Annotated in this window: 14 protein-coding genes; 10 read left to right on the top strand and 4 right to left on the bottom strand. The window is 69.0% G+C overall.

Going from position 1 to position 15,375, the window contains the following annotated elements; genetic code table 11:
* Nucleotides 1-110 precede the first annotated feature (110 nt).
* Together GQ464_RS11740 and GQ464_RS11745 are read left to right on the top strand one after the other, a co-directional pair.
* Complete coding sequence (locus tag GQ464_RS11740) at nucleotides 111-782, top strand: DUF305 domain-containing protein (protein WP_166980153.1); 672 nt, start codon at nucleotides 111-113, stop codon at nucleotides 780-782.
* A 47-nt stretch (nucleotides 783-829) separates the two neighbouring features.
* Nucleotides 830-2,830 carry an LVIVD repeat-containing protein gene (locus GQ464_RS11745; protein WP_228350237.1) on the top strand — a complete coding sequence of 667 codons (2,001 nt, stop codon included), beginning with the start codon at nucleotides 830-832 and terminating at the stop codon, nucleotides 2,828-2,830.
* A gap of 51 nt (nucleotides 2,831-2,881) precedes the next feature.
* Here GQ464_RS11745 and GQ464_RS11750 read toward each other — a convergent pair whose 3' ends face one another.
* The gene (locus tag GQ464_RS11750; RefSeq protein ID WP_166980155.1) at nucleotides 2,882-3,553 is read right to left on the bottom strand and encodes an NAD(P)H-binding protein; all 672 of its coding nucleotides are present in this window, start codon (nucleotides 3,551-3,553) and stop codon (nucleotides 2,882-2,884) included.
* Between the two features lies 1 nt (nucleotide 3,554).
* The gene (locus GQ464_RS11755) at nucleotides 3,555-4,787 is read right to left on the bottom strand and encodes an MBL fold metallo-hydrolase (RefSeq protein ID WP_228350238.1); all 1,233 of its coding nucleotides are present in this window, start codon (nucleotides 4,785-4,787) and stop codon (nucleotides 3,555-3,557) included.
* A gap of 203 nt (nucleotides 4,788-4,990) precedes the next feature.
* On the opposite strand from GQ464_RS11755, the gene GQ464_RS11760 reads away from it, so the two are divergent.
* A complete protein-coding gene (locus tag GQ464_RS11760; RefSeq protein WP_166980157.1) occupies nucleotides 4,991-5,440 on the top strand; it encodes a MarR family winged helix-turn-helix transcriptional regulator in 450 nt (149 codons plus the stop codon).
* Complete coding sequence (locus GQ464_RS11765; RefSeq protein WP_166980159.1) at nucleotides 5,433-6,020, top strand: class I SAM-dependent methyltransferase; 588 nt, start codon at nucleotides 5,433-5,435, stop codon at nucleotides 6,018-6,020. Before GQ464_RS11760 ends, GQ464_RS11765 begins: the two co-directional genes overlap by 8 nt.
* A 10-nt stretch (nucleotides 6,021-6,030) precedes the next feature.
* On the opposite strand, the gene GQ464_RS11770 is transcribed toward GQ464_RS11765, so the two are convergent.
* A complete protein-coding gene (locus GQ464_RS11770; RefSeq protein WP_228350239.1) occupies nucleotides 6,031-6,549 on the bottom strand; it encodes a hypothetical protein in 519 nt (172 codons plus the stop codon).
* Nucleotides 6,550-6,666: 117 nt separating this feature from the next.
* Here GQ464_RS11770 and tgt point away from each other — a divergent pair, with 117 nt between their 5' ends.
* From tgt to GQ464_RS11795, 5 genes are all read left to right on the top strand, one after another.
* Nucleotides 6,667-7,797 (top strand): tRNA guanosine(34) transglycosylase Tgt, encoded by a 1,131-nt coding sequence (gene tgt / locus GQ464_RS11775; protein ID WP_166980161.1) that lies wholly within the window; start codon nucleotides 6,667-6,669, stop codon nucleotides 7,795-7,797.
* A gap of 358 nt (nucleotides 7,798-8,155) precedes the next feature.
* Entirely contained in the window at nucleotides 8,156-9,835 is a 1,680-nt protein-coding gene (locus GQ464_RS11780) for a sensor histidine kinase (protein ID WP_228350240.1), read from the top strand.
* 115 nt (nucleotides 9,836-9,950) lie between these two features.
* Nucleotides 9,951-10,532: a biotin transporter BioY gene (locus tag GQ464_RS11785; RefSeq protein WP_166980165.1), complete on the top strand. Its 582-nt coding sequence runs from the start codon at nucleotides 9,951-9,953 to the stop codon at nucleotides 10,530-10,532.
* 145 nt (nucleotides 10,533-10,677) lie between these two features.
* Nucleotides 10,678-11,886, top strand: a complete 1,209-nt coding sequence (locus GQ464_RS11790; protein WP_166980191.1) for a tetratricopeptide repeat protein — start codon at nucleotides 10,678-10,680, stop codon at nucleotides 11,884-11,886.
* Nucleotides 11,887-12,084: 198 nt separating this feature from the next.
* Complete coding sequence (locus GQ464_RS11795; RefSeq protein WP_166980167.1) at nucleotides 12,085-13,182, top strand: vWA domain-containing protein; 1,098 nt, start codon at nucleotides 12,085-12,087, stop codon at nucleotides 13,180-13,182.
* Nucleotides 13,183-13,281: 99 nt separating this feature from the next.
* Here GQ464_RS11795 and GQ464_RS19095 read toward each other — a convergent pair whose 3' ends face one another.
* Nucleotides 13,282-13,827 (bottom strand): tyrosine-type recombinase/integrase, encoded by a 546-nt coding sequence (locus GQ464_RS19095; RefSeq protein WP_166980169.1) that lies wholly within the window; start codon nucleotides 13,825-13,827, stop codon nucleotides 13,282-13,284.
* Nucleotides 13,828-14,130: 303 nt separating this feature from the next.
* Here GQ464_RS19095 and GQ464_RS11805 point away from each other — a divergent pair, with 303 nt between their 5' ends.
* Nucleotides 14,131-15,270 carry an IS3 family transposase gene (locus tag GQ464_RS11805; RefSeq protein WP_423816152.1) on the top strand — a complete coding sequence of 380 codons (1,140 nt, stop codon included), beginning with the start codon at nucleotides 14,131-14,133 and terminating at the stop codon, nucleotides 15,268-15,270.
* Nucleotides 15,271-15,375: the final 105 nt, after the last annotated feature.

Genomic DNA, 15,375 nt, shown 5'->3' on the forward strand with positions numbered 1-15,375 from the left:
CGACCCGCGGGGAAACGTTGCGTTCCGGCCGGCGGGAGGGGATACTGGAACCCCTTTCAAACATGGGCATGAATGAGTAACTTGGCGCGCACCCGTTCGTAAGGAGGCCCATGAAACACGTTTTGCTCCCGTTGCTGCTGGTGCTGGCGCTGGCCGGATGCCGCAGCACCGAACCGATGACGCCTGCCCCGGCGGCGGACACAGCGACCCCGGCGACCGCCGGGCTGGAAGCCCTCTACTGGGCCCGGCAGGACAGCGCCCGCACCCGCTTCACCGAGGCCGACGTGCACTTCGTCACCGGCATGATCGTGCACCACGCGCAGGCGCTCGTCATGTCCGCGCTGGCGCCCACGCACGACGCCGGCCCGGCGGTGCGCCGCCTCACGGCCCGCATCCTCAACGCCCAGCGAGACGAGATCGCCACCATGCAGCAATGGCTCCGCGACCGGGGCCTGACCGTGCCCGACATCGAGATCGACGGCATACGGCTCACCGTCCACGGCGTCGACCACCACATGATGCACATGCCGGGGATGCTCTCGCAGGCGCAACTCGAAGCCCTCGATGCCGCCCGTGGTCCTGAGTTCGACCGGCTCTTCCTCGAATACATGATCCAGCATCACCAGGGCGCCGTCGACATGGTCGAAGAGCTGTTCGCCACCGACGGCGCCGCCCTCGACGAGCAGGTCTTCAAACTGGCCTCCGATATCCAGGTGGACCAGCGGACCGAGATCGAGCGGATGCGCCTGATGCTCCAGCAGATGAACGGCGCGGGCCGGTAAGCCGCGCCCCCGTTTACCCCATCGCCCACACAATCCGGAAACTTCTCATGAAAGGTCTGTTACGCCCTTGTTCTCACCGTGCGGGTTTTGCCGCCTCCCTGGCCGTCGCCGCCCTGCTGGGGCTGTCGGCCTGTGCGCCCCGGCCCGTTTCGCAGCCGGCGGAGGCCCCGCCCGCACCCGCCGCCTCGGCGATGCCCTCCACGTCGGCGACGCCGGCCGCCGCCCTCTCGCCCGACCCGCGCGTGGGCCTCGGCGCCGGCCTGTTCGACGCCGAAGAGGCCATCTGGAACCTGCGCAAGCTCTCCTCGACGCCCCCGCCCGAGGCGTTCGTGGGGGTGACCAACTCCGACCTGGCCTTCAAGGACCACTACGTCATCCAGGGCAACTACAACGGCATCCAGATCTGGGACATCTCGAACCCCGAGGCGCCCGTGCTGGTGAACGGGTACGTGTGCCCCGCCTCGCAGAGCGACGTCTCCGTCTATGAGAACCTGCTCTTCGTCTCGGGCGAGGGGCTCGGCGGGCGGATCGACTGCGGCACGCAGGGCGTCCCGGAAGCGGTGAGCAAGGACCGCCTCCGCGGCATCCGTATCTTCGACATCTCGGACATCCGCAACCCCCGCTACATCGCCAACGTGCAGACGTGCCGGGGCTCGCACACGCATTCGGTCCTCAAAGACCCGAACGACGACGAGAACGTCTACATCTACGTCTCGGGCTCGGCGCCGGTGCGCCCGGCCGAGGAGCTGCCCGGCTGCTCGGCGGCCCCGCCGGACGAGGACCCCAACTCGGCCCTGTTCCGGATCGAGGTCATCAAGGTGCCGCTGGCGCACCCCGAGCAGGCCGCCATCGTGAACTCGCCGCGCATCTTCGACAACCTGGCGGCGCCGCCCCGGCACGGCCTGGCGCCGGATGACCGCGCCGAGATCGAGGCGGCCCGGGCCCGCGGGGCCTTCGTCGTCGAGATCTTCGGGCAGGAGCGCATCCTCCCGGATCGCTTCGTGGCGCCGATGCTGGCGGAGTTCGTCAAGCAGCGGGGCCGCACCGAGGCGACGGCCGAGGACAGCGCCGCCTTCCGGGCAGCCCTGCCGGAGATCGTCCGCCAGCGCTTCGGGGTGCAGGAAGAGACCGGCCCCGACCAGTGCCACGACATCACGCTCTACCCCGAGATCGGGCTGGCCGGCGGCGCCTGCGAGGGCTACGGCCTCCTGCTCGACATCACCGACCCCGTCCGGCCCCGCCGCCTCGACGCCGTGGCCGACTCCAACTTCTCGTACTGGCACTCGGCCACGTTCAACAACGACGGCACGAAGGTGCTCTTCTCGGACGAGTGGGGCGGCGGCGGCCAGCCCAAGTGCCGCGCGACCGACCCGAAAGAGTGGGGGGCCAACGCCATCTTCACGATCGAAGAGGGCAAGATGCGCTTCCACAGCTACTACAAGCTGCCGGCCCCGCAGACCCCGCTCGAAAACTGCGTCGCCCACAACGGCTCGCTCATCCCCATCCCGGGCCGTGACGTGATGGTGCAGGCCTGGTACCAGGGAGGCATCTCGGTCTTCGACTGGACCGACCCCGACCATCCCTTCGAGATCGCCTTCCACGACCGGGGGCCTGTCTCGCCCGAGCGTATGCTCATGGGCGGGAGCTGGTCCGTCTACTGGTACAACGGACTCATTGTCAGCTCCGAGATCGCCCGGGGGCTCGACATCTTCGAGCTGACCCCGAGCCCGTACCTGAGTGCGAACGAGATCGCCGCGGCGAAAACGGTGCGGCTGAGCTACCTGAACGCGCAGGGCCAGCCGAAATTCGAATGGCCGGCCACGTTCGTGCTGGCGCGGGCCTACGTGGACCAGCTCGAGCGCTCGGGCGGGCTGAGCGCGGAACGCATCGCCGCCGTGCGGCAGGCGCTCGACCGTGCCGAGGCGGCGTCGGGTGCGGCCCGGCGGCAGGCGCTCGACCGGCTGGCCGCCGACCTGGATAGCCAGGCCGCCACTTCCTCCGACGCGGCGAAGGTCCGGATGCTCATCGACGTGGTGCGTCAGCTGTAGGCGGTATGCTTTCCGTCCGGCTCCGGGCGTGGTTCCGGAGCCGGACGGGCCTCAACGGGGCGCCCGCGCGGCCAGCGCCCGGATGGCGCGGCTTTCGAGGACGGGTGTGGGGGCGCCGGCCAGGCCCGCTTCCACCAGGGCACGGCCGACCTCGCCGGCGGTGGTTACGTGGTCCGGGAAGAGCCTGCGGAGCACCGGATAGAGGGGAGCGGTGACGGCATAGGCCAGCCGGTAGAGCGGGATCCGGGGCCGGGCGTCGCCCTCGGGGCGGATGAATCCCGGCCGGAAATGGTAGACCGCCCGGAACGGCAGCCGCGAAAGCGCCGCCTCCGTCTCACCTTTCACCCGGGCCCACATCATCCGGCTTCCGGCGTCGGTGCCGCTGCCCGAGACGTAACAGAACGTCATCGCCGGATTGCGCCGGGCGAGCGTTTCGGCGGCAGCCAGCGTCAGATCGTACGTGAGGCGCCGGTACGTGGCCTCGTCTTTTCCGGCCGCCGTCACGCCCAGGCAGAACAGGCACGCGTCGAACCCCGTCAGGTTCGCTTCGACGGCCGTGTAGTCGAAGAAGTCCTCCAGCACCAGCACGTCGAGGCGGGGATGGGTGTAGTCCGGGGGGCGGCGCACGACGGCGCGGACGTGGGTAACACGGGGGTCGGTCAGGGCCGCGGCCAGCGCCGCCCGACCCACCATGCCGGTGGCGCCGAAGATCAGAACCTTCATATCAGGGACGGGGGATGAGGTTGAGGACACTGTCGGGCAGGCCGGTCGAGATGATGGGCGTCTCGGCGGCGGTCTGCCAGGGCACCGGCGGCCACCACGGGTCGGCGGGGTAGGTTTCGGGCGTGAGGCTTTCGCCGGGGCGCGGGAAGGCCACGGGGATGCCGGCGGCCCGGGCGGCGGCGCGTACGCGCTCGGCGGGCTCGGTCCAGCCGTGCAGGGCCAGGTCGAACAGGCCCCAGTGCACCGGCACCAGCAGGCCGCCCCGCACCATCCGGTGGGCGGCCACGGCCTGCTCCGGCCCCATGTGCACGTCGGTCCAGGCCGCGTTGTAGGCACCCGTCTCGATGAGGGTCATGTCGAAGGGGCCGAGGCGCTCGCCGATGGCGAAGAAGTCGGGCGTCAGGGCCGAGTCGCCGCTGTACCAGAGGCGCCGGTCGCGGCCGAGGAAGGCCCAGCCGGACCACAGCGTGGCGTTGCGGTCGGTGAGGGCGCGGCCCGAGAAGTGGCGGGCGGGCGTGCTCACCAGGCGGACGCCCCGTACGCCGACCTCCTCCCACCAGTCCAGCTCCACAATCCGCTCGGCGGGCACGCCCCAGGCTTCGAGGTGGGCCCCCACCCCCAGCGGCGCCACGAACCGGGGCACGCGCCCGGCCAGCGCCCGGATGGTGGGCATGTCGAGGTGGTCGTAGTGGTCGTGGGAGAGGACCACCGCGTCGAGGGGCGGCAGTGCGTCGAGGGGCAGCGGCGGGGCGTAGAACCGCTCGACCCCCAGCAGGGGTGACGGGGCGGCGTGGTCGCCCCAGACGGGGTCGACGAGCAGCCGCACGCCGTCGAGCTCGACGAGGAGGGTCGAGTGACCCAGCCACGTCACGCGGAGGCCGGGGACGGAGGCGGCGAAGTCGGCCGCCGTGCGCCGGACCACGGGCAGCGGTGCGCCGGGCCGCCGGTAGTCGCTGCCGCCCACCAGAAAGTCGCGCAGGACGGAGAAGGACATGCCCTGCGAGCGGGCCGGCAGGGTGTTGACGAACTGGCCGTCCCGGTAGTGCGGGGAGCGCTCCAGGCGGGCCAGCCGCTCGCCCGAGGGCCGTGCCCCGAAGGCATCCCACATGCCGGCGACGAGCGTGGCCGCCGCCGAGGCGGTGAGCGCCAGGACGCCGCCGAACACGGCCCACCACCGGCGACGCCGGGACGGGAGGCTGCGGGCGAAGGCGAGAGGGGAACGAGGATCGGGCATGGTGCGGGAAGGAAAGCGCAAAAGGTGTGTGGTGGTCGGAACCGGCGCCTGAGAGGCCGGCGGGGGCCGCGCCGGATATTCCGGCCGCGTTTACTGCTTCGATCGTTGCTTGTTTCGATTTTTGGAACATTTATTTTTGGAACCTTTGTGGCGACGCATGGTTGGCCGGGAAAACGCGGTTTCACATCCGGCTTTCTCCGATCATGTCCACGACCGATCACGTCGAATCCTTTATCCGCGCCTTTCGTCATCTCGGGGCCCTGTACACGCGGCTGGCGGCCCGGCAGTCGGCGGTGCGGGGGGAGGCCACCAAGCAGGAGTTGCTGGCGCTGGGGGTGCTCGGGCAGAGTGGCCCGCTCCGGATGAGCGACCTGGCCGAGCGGCTGGGCATCGGGCAGAGTGCCGTCACGCCGGTGGTGGACCGCCTGGAGGCGCGGGGGCTGGCCCGTCGCACGCGCAGCCGGGCCGACCGGCGCGTCTGGCTCGTGGAACTGACGTCCGAGGGCGAGCAGGTCTTTGCCGAGGAAGACGCCGTCTACCGGGAGGTGGTCGCCGCCATGCTGGCGCCGCTCGATCCCTCCGAACGGGCGACCCTTGCGGCGCTGATGGAAAAGATCACCGCGGCCGGGATGGCGGAGGTGCCCGGTGAATGAGTACGACCGGATCGCCGGCTGGTATGCCGGGGCGCGCGGCCCCGAGGCGGGCGTGCCCGAGGTGACGGCGCTGGCCGCGAAGCTGGAGCCGGGAGCCCGGGTGCTCGATGCCGGTTGCGGCACCGGCCTGCCCCTTGCCCGTCTCCTCGTCGACCGGGGGTGCGCCGTGGTGGGGCTGGATGCCTCGACCGAGATGCTCGCCCGGTTTCGGGCCAATGTGCCGGAGGCCGAGGCCCGTCTGGGGCGGGTGGAGGCGGTGCGGTTTGCGCCGGGGACGTTCGACGCGGTGGTGGCCTGGGGGGTGCTGTTTCACCTGCCGCCGGAGAAGCAGGCCGCGGCCCTCCGGCGCGTGGCGCAGTGGCTGCGGCCGGGGGGATGGCTCCTCTTCACCTCGGGCGACGTGGCGGGAGAACGCCGGGGGGAGATGCACGGCCGGGTGTTCCGGTACTGGTCGCTGGATGAGGCGGGGTACCGCCGCCTGCTCGCACGGAACGGGCTATGCCTGGCGGAGGTGGCGACCGACGCCCGGGACAACGTCGTCTACCTGGCACGGCGCGTGGGGAAAGGGGGGGCGGGGTGAGCCGGCCGGGTCAATCCCCGCCCTCGTCGAGCCGGCGGGCGTCGACGCCGCCGAGGTGCTCGAGCAGCCACCGGCGGTAGACGTCGGCCTCGGCGGTCTTGCCGGTCCAGCGGGCGCGGTTGTACATGGTCAGCGCCATCACCAGGGCGTGGTGCTGTCCGGCGCGGTCGGCCACCTGCTCGAAGCGCTCGTAGAGCCGGTCGATGAGGGCCACGCTGCGACGGGCCGTCTCCACGTCCTTGAACCCGAGCCGCCCGGCGAAGAACTTCGAGTAGACGTTCATCGGGCGGGAGGTGGACGTGTAGAGGTCGAAGTAGTCGGTGCGCAGGTCGGCTTCCTGGAGCACCGAGGCCACGTAGCTGGGCCGCACACCGGTGAGCATGGCGATGTCCTCCACCTCGCGGATGCCGGCGGCGAAGAGGGAGAGGATCTGTTCCTTCTTGGTGGTGGCGGTCTCGTCCCGGTCCGGTCCGGCGGCGGAGCCGGTCTCTTCCGGAGGGGATGGATCCCGTGTCGCGTCGTCGGGCATGGCACAGGGACGGAATCTTCGCAGGGGGTAGGGTCGTTCTCGGACCTTTCGACGAACCAGCACCGCGCCGGTTCTCCCCGGGACGGACCCGGCAGGTGCTTTTTCCTGGCCGAAAGGATGCGGTTTACCCTGCTGCACACCGACACGGAGACGAACGCCCGCGCCGGCTTGCTCGAGACGGATCACGGTCCGGTCGAGACGCCCATCTTCATGCCGGTGGGGACCGTCGGGAGCGTCAAGGCCGTCCAGCCGCGCGAGCTGATCGACGACGTGCAGGCGCAGATCATCCTGGGCAACACGTACCACCTCTACCTGCGGCCCGGCACCGAGGTGCTCGAACGGGCCGGCGGCCTGCACCGGTTCATGCGGTGGCCCGGCCCCATCCTCACCGACTCGGGCGGCTACCAGGTCTTCTCGCTGGCGGCGCGGCGCAAGCTCTCCGAGGAAGGCGTCCGCTTCAAGAGCCATCTCGACGGTTCCTACCACACCTTCACGCCCGAGTCCGTCATCGACATCCAGCGCCGCATCGGGGCGGACATCATGATGGTGCTCGACGAGTGCCCGCCCGGCGACGCGGCGTACGACTATGCCCGCACCTCACACGAGCTGACGCTCCGCTGGGCAGCCCGGTGCAAGCAGCGCTTCGACGAAACGGCCTGCCCCTACGGCCACGGGCAGGCCCTGTTCGCCATCGTGCAGGGGGTCGTCTACCCCGACCTCCGCCGCGAATCGGCCCGGTGCCTCGTCGAGATGGACTTCCCCGGCTATGCCATCGGGGGGCTGTCGGTGGGCGAGCCGGCCGAACAGATGTATGCCATGGTGGAGGTGGTCTGTGCGGAGCTGCCGGCGCACAAACCCCGCTACCTGATGGGGGTGGGAACGCCGGAGAACCTGATCGAGAACATCGCACGGGGGGTGGATATGTTCGACTGTGTGATGCCCACTCGCAACGGGCGCAACGGCATGATCTTCACCACCGAGGGCATCCTGAACATCAAGAACCGCAAGTGGCGCACCGACTTCTCCCCGCTCGATCCGGGGCTCGACCGGTACGTTTCACAGACGTTTACGAAGGCGTACGTGCGCCACCTCTTCATCGCCGGGGAGATCCTGGGGCTGCAGATCGCCTCGCTGCAGAACCTGTCGTTCTACCTGTGGCTGATGCGCGAGGCGCGGCGCGCCATCATGGAAGGGCGCTTTGCCGCCTGGCGGGCCGAGGTGCTTCCCCGCATCCGCCGGAGATTATAGCCGTCGGGCCCGGGCTGAAGCTCGCGGCTACGTGGCCCGTGCCGCTATCCTTCGCACCACCGGCAATGACGCTGCTTTTGACGGGGCGCCTTTGCACGGTAGATTTCCGGCTCCATACCCCGCCTCTATCCGGCAGCCGGAACCGTCGCCAGCGCCACGTGCCGGTCTTTCCGCACGGGGGGTTGGAAGATTGAGGATTTTGGGTTTTGTTTGAAGGTCGGGATGGTTCTATGGCGGGGGTGATAATCGTTGGGAGCTCCGGCGCTCTGATGATCGCGCGGTGAAAGCGCCTGCTCCGGACGAGGCCGGGGGCGGCCCCAACGTTTCTCGCGCCCGCCGCTGCAATATCGTCAGGGTTATGCACGGTATCGTGTTCAGGTGTCTTCTCCGGCCCGGGTACGCCCGGCGCCGCCCGCGGGTGTGGTGCACCGTGCTGGTGCTGGGGGGGGTGCTGGCCGGATGCGGGGGGACAGGGGCAAGCGGCCCCGGTCCGGTCGATTTCGAGGACGTCCGGCAGGCGGCGTGGGCGTTCACGGCGTTCGGCATGGCGTTGCTGGCGGCGTTGTTGTTCGGCCTTCAATGGCTCTGGTGGCGGAAGGAGGTACGGGCGCTGTCGGTGTGTTTGCTTGCGCTGGCGGCGGCGGCGTGCCTGCCCGCCACGTCCGGGATGCCGGCGGTCCTGCCGTACGGGGTGGTCTCTCCGTGGGCGACGGCGGGCAGCCTGGCGCTCAATGGCCTGGTGGCGTTCGCCTTCATGGCGTTCTTTCCGGAGGCGTTTGCCCGCTTGCCGGTGGGCCGGCGTCGTCCGGATCCGGAGGCGGCCGGGGGGGAAGGGGCGGCCCGGGAGGGCCGATGGCCCCGGGTGCTCACGTTGCTGGCGCTGCTGGCCGTGGGAGGGAGCGGAGCCCTCGTCGTGGCGGCGTTCCTGGTCTCGCCGGCGTTCGTGGCGTTGCTCGTGACGCTCGGCCGGTGGCTCGGGGTGGTGCTGGCCGTGCCGGCCGTCGTGCTGGTGGGGCACGCGTTGCTGCGTCGTCGTCCGGGGGCGCCGGTGTTTGCGGCCGGCTTCGGGCTGCTGCTGGCCGGCGGGGTGTATGACTTTCTGCGGTCGGCGGGGGTGCTCACCCCGTACGCCCTGCTTGTCTTCGTGCTGCTGCTGGGGGGCAGGCTGGTGCACGAGCACGTGGCGGCCCGGCGGCGGGCCGAGCGGCTCGAGAAGGCCGTCGCCCAGCGTGCACGGCGGCTGCGTGCGACCGGCATCGCCATGAAGGCGTCCCGCCTGGCCGGCGGGCAGTTCCTGGCGATCGTCGGCCACGAACTGCGCACGCCGCTGGCGGCCATCCTGGGCTACACCCAGCGGCTCGAAGACGAAGGGGGCCACCGTCTCGAACCGGAACACCGCGCGCACCTGCAAACCATCCGCGTGAGCACGGAGCGCCTGCTCGCCTTCCTCAACGACCTGCTGGACCTTGCGCGGATCGAAACCGGCCGGGCGCCCCGCAACCCCGCGTGCTTTGCGCTGCGACCCCTCGTCGAAGAGACGGTCCGGCAGCTTTCCCCGCTGGCGGCCCGGCACCAGCGGGCGCTGGCCGTCGATTTCAGGGACGAAGCCGTCCGGGTCTACGCCGATCCGATGCGCCTGCGCCAGGTGCTCGTGGGCCTCGTCTCGAGCGCGCTCAAGATCACGGAACGGGAGCGGGTGACGGTGGAGGTTGCGGCCGCGACCTGGCAGGCCCGCCCGGCCGCCGTGATCGTCGTGCGGGACACGGAGGCGGGCCTCCCGCCCGGCGCTCGCCCGCAGGTCGCGGCGGATACAGGCCGGTTCGAGCGTTTTCTCCACGAGGAACGGTTCTTCGGCAAGCACCGCGATAGCGAGCTCGGGCTGGCGATAACCCGCGAGCTCGTCGAATGGATGGGGGGGCGGATCAGCGTCACGGGCGAGCCCGGGGCGGGGGTGGTCTTCACCGTGGTGCTGCCCTCCGGGCCGCCGGAGCAGGCCGATCCCGATCCCGGCCGCACGCCGGTCCGCACCGCCCGGTAACGCCGGCCGCCGGTGTGCCAAAATTCGGTGGCGTCCACGCAATCTTGCCGCCGGCGCCTTATCTTTGCGCTGACGCTATCGCTCCTTCTGATTCCCGGAACACAACACGGTTGTTATGGCAACGCTTCTCTCGCTTCACACCCCGCGCCCGGCGGCCGTCGACGCGCTGCGCGGCGAACGTGCTTCCGTGATGGTGCAGGTGCTGGGCATCGCCGGGTTCGCCCTGTTGACGGCGCTCGGCGCGCAGGTGCGGCTCTACCTCTGGGAGGTGCCCTTCACGCTGCAGACGGTGGCCGTCTACGGCAGCGGCCTCTTTCTCGGCTGGCGCAACGGCCTGCTGGCGCAGCTGCTCTACCTGACGCTCGGCCTGTTCCTGCCCGTCTATGCCGGCGATACGTTCGGGCCGGCCTATCTCTTCGGCGCCGTCACGGCGGGCTACCTGCTGGCCTATCCGCTCGCGGCGGCCGTCACCGGCCTGCTCTCGAAACGGTGGAACACGCTCGCCGGCAGTACCCTGGCCATGCTGGCGGGCTCGCTCGTGCTTTTCAGCCTGGGCGTCGCCTGGCTGCACGCGGCGGCCGGGCACGCCACCTGGCTCGAATCGCTCGAGCGCGGCTGGCTCCCCTTCATCCCCGTCGACCTGGCCAAGATCCTCTTCGTCGGGCTCGTCTATGCCGGCGTGCGACGGCTGCGGTAGGGGGCCGGTCCACACGGGCTTGCGGAAAGGCGCCGCTTCCTCCGAAGCGGTGCCTTTTTTGCTTGAGGAGAGGCCGGAAGCTCCGGCTCCGGTGGAACAGCCGTTTCCGGTGGCCGGTACGAAACCCCGTGCCCGGGAGGAGACGATGGTGACCGTTTTTCGATACGGCTTGATGCGGCTGGTGCCGGCGGTGCTGGGGGGGCTCCTGGCGGGTGTGCCCCCCGCACCGGCACAACCGGCCCGCCCCGCCGCGCTGGACGGGTTCGCCTCCGTCCTCGACGACCCGCGTGTGCAGGCGCTCGGCGAAGCGGGGCTCGACCTGCTCTACAACATGAAGCTCGACGAGGCACGCCGCACCTTCGACCGGATCGAGGCCCTCTATCCCGCACACCCCATCGGCCCGTTCCTCCGTGGCCTCATCACCTGGTGGCAGATCCTGCCCGACCTGCACGACACGTCGCACGACGAGGCCTTCATCCGGCAGATGGACGAGGTCGTCCGCCGCAGCGACCGGCTCCTCAAACGCAACCGTGACGACTTCGACGCCATGTTCTTCAAGGGCGCCGCACTGGGCTTCCGGGGCCGGCTCCTCTCGAACCGCGGCGAATGGCTCCGGGCCGCCCGCGATGGCAAGGAGGCCATGCAATATGTCTTCCGCATCGCCGAGCACGACACCGCCAACGCCGACTTCATCTTCGGCAAGGGCGTCTACGACTACTTCGCCGACGTGGTGCCGGAGAAGTACCCGGTCGTGAAGCCGCTCATGCTCTTCTTCCCGGACGGCGACCGCACCCGCGGCCTGCGCGAGCTCCGGCGCGTGGCCGACGAGGGACGCTTCATCCGGACCGAGGCCGCCTATTTCCTGCTCCAGATCTACATGATCTACGAGCCGGACTTCGCCCAGAGCCTCGCCTACGTGCAGCGGCTCCGCGCCTGGCATCCGGACAACCCCTTCTTCCACACGCTCGAAGGACGGGTGCACGCGCAATGGGGCCGCTGGCGCGAGGCCCGGCGCATCTACGCCGAGGTGCTGGAGCGCTACCGGGCCGGACAGGCCGGGTACACGGACGCCCTGGCCGTGCAGGCCCTCTATTACCTGGGGCGTGCCGCCCTCAACGACGGGGACCCCGCCCGCGCCGCCGGCTACCTCGAAGAACTCGAACGGATCACCGCCCGTGAAAAGCGGGACTCGTACTTCAAGACGCTGGGCACCTTGCGCCTGGGCATGGCCTACGACGCCCTGGGCCGCCGCAGCGAGGCCCTGGAGCGCTACCGCCGCGTGCGCAAGATGAAAGACTACGCCGGGGCGCACGACCGGGCCAGACAGTACCAGAAGACCCCCTACGGCGGGTGAACGAAGTGGTCGCACGGGCGTAGGGAAGGGAGAGCACCGTGCGCAGGACAACCTCCTTGCGCACCACGCACCAGCGCCGGGGTCCATAAATGGAGGGAAACGCTGTAGCCGCGGGCTTCAGCCCGGGCAGGCCGGTGCAAGGTGAAGATGGTCTGCACGACGGCTCGCGTTTCTCGTCTCATCAACCGGTCCGCCGCCATGTTTTTCCGTTATTCCGAGTGGGACGAGCAGCGCCACGGGGGGGCACCGACCACCTTCGAAAAGCTGTTCGAACTGTTTCAGCAGCTGCTCCAGTATACGGCCGGTGATGCCGCGGAAGCCCTTCACTGGATGACGCAGCTCGACCAGCGCTACGGCCTCACCGACGAGGGGATGGGCCTGGGCGACTTCATCGAAGAGTTGAAAAAACGGGGGTACCTGGAGCAAGACGCGCAGGGCGTGATCCGGATCACCCCGCGCACCGAGGGCACCCTGCGCCGGCGTTCCCTCGAAGAGATCTTCACGCGCCTGCGCAAAGGCCGGCAGGGCCGCCACAAAACCCCCTTCGCCGGCCAGGGCGACGAGCGCCTGCCCGAGACGCGGGCCTGGCAGTTCGGCGACGATCCCCACCTGCTCGACGTCACCGGCACGCTCTCGAACGCCTTCCGCCGCACCGGCATCGACGACTGGGACCTGCGCGAGGACGACTTCGTGGTGCACGAGACGGACCACCACACGAGCGTCGCCACCGTGCTGATGATCGACCTCTCGCACTCGATGGTGCTCTACGGCGAGGACCGCATCACCCCGGCCCGCAAGACGGCCCTGGCCCTGGCCGAGCTCATCATGACCCACTACCCGAAGGACACGCTCGACATCGTCGCCTTCGGCAACGACGCCTGGGAGGTCTCGGTGAAAGACCTGCCCTACCTGAACGTGGGGCCGTACTACACCAACACCCGCGCCGGCCTGCAACGCGCCCGCGACATCCTGCGCCGCCGCAAGAACCGCAACAAGCAGATCTTTCTGATCACCGACGGCAAGCCGAGCTGCCACTTCGAAAACGGGCGGATGTACCGCAACGCCTTCGGCCTGGACCGACGCATCGTCAACAAGGTGCTGGACGAGGCCGTCATCTGCCGGCGCGAAGGCATCGTCATCACCACGTTCATGATCGCCCGCGACCCCTACCTCCAGGATTTCGTCCGCCGGCTCACCGAGGCCAACCGGGGCCGGGCCTACTACGCCTCGCTCGACGAGCTGGGCACCTTCCTCTTCGAAGACTACATCCGAAACCGCCGGAAAACAGTGCGGTAGGAGACGGAGGGATGCCGGCCGGGCCGGTGACCGCGATCCGGGACGGGCTGGAGGCCACGTTCGTCGCCGGGGGCAAGGCGTGAGGGGAGACGGACGCGCTCACAGCGTGTCCAGCGGGCTGACGACGCCGAGGGCGCCTTTCCCCATCACGTGGGTGTAGATCATCGTCGTGCAGACGTCTGCGTGGCCGAGGTGTTGTTGCACGGTGCGGGTGTCGTAGCCGGCTTCGAGCAGGTGTGTGCGAACGAGTGCCGCAGCGTATGCGGCGAGACCGGCTGCGTCAGCCCTGCCCGGTGTGCGGCCTGTGCCGGCAGACGCTGGACTGCCGCCAGGTGATGCTGCCGCTCCAGGCCCGTCCGCGGGTCCGTCGACCGGCGTGGTGAGGCGAAGACGCCAGGGCCACGACGTGGCCGCCCGCGGGTACCTGCGCGCCAGCGCGTCGGGCAGGTAGACGCCCGGAACGCCGTCGGCTCGGTCGCCGTCGTACCACGGCCGGACCTGAGCGAGGTGGGTACGGAGGGACGGTTCCAGCCGGGTTGGCAGGAGTGTCCCGCGGTCCTTGCGGCTTTTACCGCCGCGCACGACGAGACGCCGGCCGTGCAGGTCGAGGTCCTGCAGGCCGCTGCCGTGGAGTAGTTGGGCCACCAGCAGCGGCGTCCCATGCAGGTGGTCGAACAGGGCGGCGACGTCCGCCGGGGCCAGGACGACGGGGAGGCGTCTGGGGCGCTGGGCACGGGGGAAGGGGCCTAATGTGCCTCCAGGTCCATGCCCAGCACATGGCGATAGAGGAAGACGAGCGCGCAGAGGGCCTGGTTCTGCGTGGAGTCGGCGCTTGACGGCCAGATGTCTCAGGAAGGCCCAGCGAGCGGGGGGGCGGTCATGGTGGAATGCCCCCAATAATCTGATCCAGGTTGTATGTTAGGGCTACGCCTCAAACCACGCAGCCCGATGAAGAAGAAAAACCACACCCCCGAACAGATCATCACCAAACTCCGCAAGGTCGAAGCCCTCACCGCACAGGGGGCCACCGTCGCCGAGGCCACCAGGCAGATCGGCGTGGCCGAACAGACCGTCTACCGCTGGAAGAAGCACTACGGCCAGATGGATCACAGCCAGGCCAAACGCCTCAAGGAGCTTCAGAAGGAAAACGCCCGCCTCAAGAAACTCCTGGCTGAGAAGGATCTCGATGCGGAACCGGGCGTCAGTGAGCGGCGGGCTTGTAAAGTACTCGGGCAGTCTCGTTCGACCCAGGGCTACGCTTCGAAGAAGCCGGAGAAGGACCGAACACGGACCAAACGTATGCATCAGCTTGCCGAAGACAATCCGCGTGCCGGCTACCGCATGATCACCGGTCTGCTGCGCCGAGAAGGCTGGCGGATCAACCGCAAGCGCGTGCATCGTTTGTGGAAGCGCTCCGGCCTCCAGGTGCCCAAGAAGCAGCGTAAACGCCGCCGTCTGGGTACAAGTGGTAACGGCTGTGTGCGTCTGAAGGCGCAGTATCCAGGTCACGTCTGGAGTGTGGATTTCCTCTTCGACACGACCGAGGACGGTCGCCAGTTGAAGTTCATGCCCGTGCTCGACGAATACACAAGAGAGTGCCTTGTGATCGATGTCTCGCGTTCGGTCACCTCCGAGCGGGTGATTCGAGAACTCACACGGCTCTTCCAAGAGCATAGCCCGCCGGGGAATCTGCGCTCGGACAACGGCCCGGAGTTCATCGCCGAGGCACTCAAGCACTTCTTGGCTGACCAAGAGGTTGAGACGCGTTATATTGAACCGGGTGCTCCCTGGCAGAACGGCTACGTCGAGTCGTTCAATGCGACGTTTCGCGACGAGCTGCTGGATCGAGAACTCTTCTCGACGCTCTTGGAAGCGAAGGTACTCAGTGAGCAATATCGTCGTCGTTACAACCAGTACCGTCCCCACAGCAGCCTGGACTACCTGACGTCCGCCGAATACGCCGCAGCCACACAAAAGCAGCCTGTGGAGATATGGACAACGCCTTCGGAATTGCCCACATCCCCACAGTTCGACAACGGCAACGAAATCAAAGACGGCCATCAAGAACCGGTGCCTGCACTAACATAGCGCCTGGTACAAAGAATGGGGGCACCTCACCTCGTTGGCTTAACCCACAAGAAACGCTATGTTACCCAACAACTCAAGCAGGGGGCTTAGCGTTCTCACCTGCTA

This window comes from Rhodocaloribacter litoris (assembly GCF_011682235.2).
In the GTDB taxonomy this organism is placed as follows: domain Bacteria; phylum Bacteroidota; class Rhodothermia; order Rhodothermales; family ISCAR-4553; genus Rhodocaloribacter; species Rhodocaloribacter litoris.

Bases quoted from the DNA above. Each gene is read 5' to 3' on its own strand.
- GQ464_RS11740 (WP_166980153.1), top strand. From the start codon at position 111: ATGAAACACGTTTTGCTCCCGTTGCTGCTGGTGCTGGCGCTGGCCGGA.
- GQ464_RS11750 (WP_166980155.1), bottom strand. From the start codon at position 3,553: ATGAAGGTTCTGATCTTCGGCGCCACCGGCATGGTGGGTCGGGCGGCG.
- tgt (WP_166980161.1), top strand. From the start codon at position 6,667: ATGCGGTTTACCCTGCTGCACACCGACACGGAGACGAACGCCCGCGCC.
- GQ464_RS11745 (WP_228350237.1), top strand. From the start codon at position 830: ATGAAAGGTCTGTTACGCCCTTGTTCTCACCGTGCGGGTTTTGCCGCC.
- GQ464_RS11795 (WP_166980167.1), top strand. From the start codon at position 12,085: ATGTTTTTCCGTTATTCCGAGTGGGACGAGCAGCGCCACGGGGGGGCA.
- GQ464_RS11805 (WP_423816152.1), top strand. From the start codon at position 14,131: ATGAAGAAGAAAAACCACACCCCCGAACAGATCATCACCAAACTCCGC.
- GQ464_RS11790 (WP_166980191.1), top strand. From the start codon at position 10,678: ATGGTGACCGTTTTTCGATACGGCTTGATGCGGCTGGTGCCGGCGGTG.
- GQ464_RS11780 (WP_228350240.1), top strand. From the start codon at position 8,156: ATGCACGGTATCGTGTTCAGGTGTCTTCTCCGGCCCGGGTACGCCCGG.
- GQ464_RS11770 (WP_228350239.1), bottom strand. From the start codon at position 6,549: ATGCCCGACGACGCGACACGGGATCCATCCCCTCCGGAAGAGACCGGC.
- GQ464_RS11755 (WP_228350238.1), bottom strand. From the start codon at position 4,787: ATGCCCGATCCTCGTTCCCCTCTCGCCTTCGCCCGCAGCCTCCCGTCC.
- GQ464_RS11785 (WP_166980165.1), top strand. From the start codon at position 9,951: ATGGCAACGCTTCTCTCGCTTCACACCCCGCGCCCGGCGGCCGTCGAC.
- GQ464_RS11760 (WP_166980157.1), top strand. From the start codon at position 4,991: ATGTCCACGACCGATCACGTCGAATCCTTTATCCGCGCCTTTCGTCAT.